This window comes from Blautia sp. AF19-1 (assembly GCF_003479155.1).
GTDB lineage: Bacteria > Bacillota > Clostridia > Lachnospirales > Lachnospiraceae > Fusicatenibacter > Fusicatenibacter saccharivorans.
This window is the reverse complement of record NZ_QUGQ01000044.1, coordinates 443-2942: the sequence shown is the minus strand read 5'-3', so window position 1 is coordinate 2942 and position 2500 is coordinate 443. Positions and strand designations below refer to the sequence as shown.

Here is a 2500-nt window from a genome sequence, read left to right as displayed (position 1 = left end):
CAAGGTACGTTAGTTAATGAGTTACTATAAAACGAGTGTTTTGACACCCATATTATTTTATAAAAATGACTGGTCAATATTACTAAATTCAAAGGTTAATTTTCCTATATCTTACAATATACTATCTATGATATCTTTCAGATAAGTAAAAGCGCGCGTAAAAAACTTAAAATAATCTTGGAGGATTATCACAATGAGAGATAAGAATAATGGAGAGATTGCAAAATCTCAAATGTTTGGATACGCACTTTTGGGCTGTGGAGCTAATTGTCTGAGTGGTATTCTTGGTTCTTTTTAACACTGTATCTGACCGACAATCTGCTGTTGTCCATGTCGTTTATTGCTTTTATGATGTCTGCCGGACGTATTATCAACGCAGTGACAGAATTTTTAAGCGGTTTTATCATTGACCGGACACACACTTTGTCTCTGGGTAAATATGACGCTCAGGCTGCAAATAATGGCATTGCACAATCTTCTGTCACCCTGTTTGCTGAAAGATGCGGATATGCAGTCGTTCCTTTGGTCTGTAGCATTTTGTTAGTTTTGATTAGTAACTTTATGAATGCAGATGAAGAAGTTATAAAATTGAGAAATACTCAATAAAGGAGAGAATTCTAATGACACAATTATTCAATAAATTTTATATTCCTGAAGATGTAGGCATTTCCTCTGTAGCTATTGCCCAGTTTCTGAAAGAATGTGATGAAATAAATTATAAATTGCGGACTCTTCATATTGTTCGCCATGATAAAGCGATAGCAGAAGTTTCCAAATATCCGTTTTGTGCACTTGATAAAAGATTGGTATATTCCGTAAGCAAAACATTTACATCCACGGCTATAGGGATTGCGGTAAAAGAAGGTTTGTTGCGGGTAGATGATTTCGTTCTTGATTATTTTCCGGAATGTCGAGATTTGGACATGGATGATGCAGCCCGTACCATAAAAATTTGCCATCTTTTGACTATGAGTACGGGTCATGGCGTGGATACAGTGGGAGATATGTGCAATGGCATAAGACCCTGGCCGGAAATCTTTTTTACCAGAAAAATAGTATATGAGCCAGGAACTCATTTTGTCTATAATTCCGGAGGAACTTATATGCTGTCAGAACTTATCAGCCGTGTGACTGGCATGTGCCTGAAAGATTGGCTACAGACGCATCTATTTAATCCTCTGGAGATTACAGATGTCAGTTGGGATAAACATGGAGATGTTAACACTGGAGCATGGGGGCTTTTGATTGCTCCACGTGATCTCACAAAGCTGGGACTTTTGTACTTACATAAAGGTGTTTACAATGGCATACGCATTCTCACGGAAGAATGGGTTACGGAGGCATCATACCCCCACATTTCCACAAACGTGCAGGGATGTGCCGGATGGGGCCGCCACTATGGATATCAAATTTGGGAGAACAGTCCGGGGAGCTATCGTGCTGATGGAGCATTTGGCCAGTATTGCATGGTATTTCCGAAAATGGATATGGTTATTACAACTACTGCTGAAGAAACGGATGGAAGCAGAATTTTCCCTCTGATTGAAAAGTATATCCTTAATAACATAACTGAGCAGCCGAAACCTCGTGATGCATGGTGTTACCAATACATGAAAAACGTAATGAACCAGTGGGAAACTCCTGTTGTATATTCGCCGAGTGCTTCTTATCTAATGCATATGCTTCAGGGAAAAGAATTTGATTTACGCAGTCGTACATCAGATGAAAAACATACTCTTCGCTTTGAAATTGGCAACAGCCGTATGGAGTTTGTAATCGATGAAATACAGACTATTCACAGTTCCTGTACTGTTGATTTGTTTGGAGAAACCACATATGCAATTGAAATTCCGTCAAATAGCCCACTTATTGGAGACGAACAGAGAAACCGTATTTGGAAATATGCTGCCCATCACAGTTGGGTAGACCAGAGTACCCTTATTTTGACTATATGCTGGCAGGAAACCGGGCATTCACAAACATGGAAATTCTATTTTCATGAAAATACCTTGACTTTGATTGTCACAGATGGTACTAAAGGAATGTTTGAATTGTCTGGTGCGGTGAGTGACCGGAATGTAAGATTTGCTGATATGATTTTTGATGGTGCTTTTAGATAGAAACACGTAAAAATACTCCGGGGATTTTTATTTTTCCCCGGAGTATTTCTGTCAATATAATGTTCATTATTTTAGAAACCCTTAATTTTCTCACCACACACAGAACACATTTCCAGAATATACTATATTTATCAAATGAAACAGTTACCTATTTTGTGAACTTCCTGAAAAAAGTACCCTAAAGACTGTTTTCCCCATCCCTCACCAGTCAATATCATCATCTCTTCCGTGAACCTCACATGACTAAAGTCACGTGCTTCCGGCCGCTTTAAGCGGCAGACCAAATATCGGCGGATACGCCTGTTACTTAGATTTTGCACAGATATGTGCTTCTTCCATGCCGGATACGGCGGGTTTCCACATAACAGGTAATCCACTGC

General features: G+C 39.2%; 2 protein-coding genes. Both read left to right on the top strand.

Annotation, left to right across the window (positions count from 1 at the left end):
• Positions 1-267 precede the first annotated feature (267 nt).
• Positions 268-606, top strand: coding sequence for an MFS transporter (locus DWX26_RS16450; protein WP_118601783.1), 339 nt, complete (start codon positions 268-270; stop codon positions 604-606).
• 14 nt (positions 607-620) lie between these two features.
• Positions 621-2120 (top strand): serine hydrolase domain-containing protein, encoded by a 1500-nt coding sequence (locus DWX26_RS16445; RefSeq protein ID WP_118601782.1) that lies wholly within the window; start codon positions 621-623, stop codon positions 2118-2120.
• The last annotated feature ends 380 nt before the right edge of the window (positions 2121-2500 follow it).

Excerpts from the sequence above, each read along its gene's own strand:
- DWX26_RS16445 (WP_118601782.1), top strand. The coding sequence starts at position 621 with ATGACACAATTATTCAATAAATTTTATATTCCTGAAGATGTAGGCATT.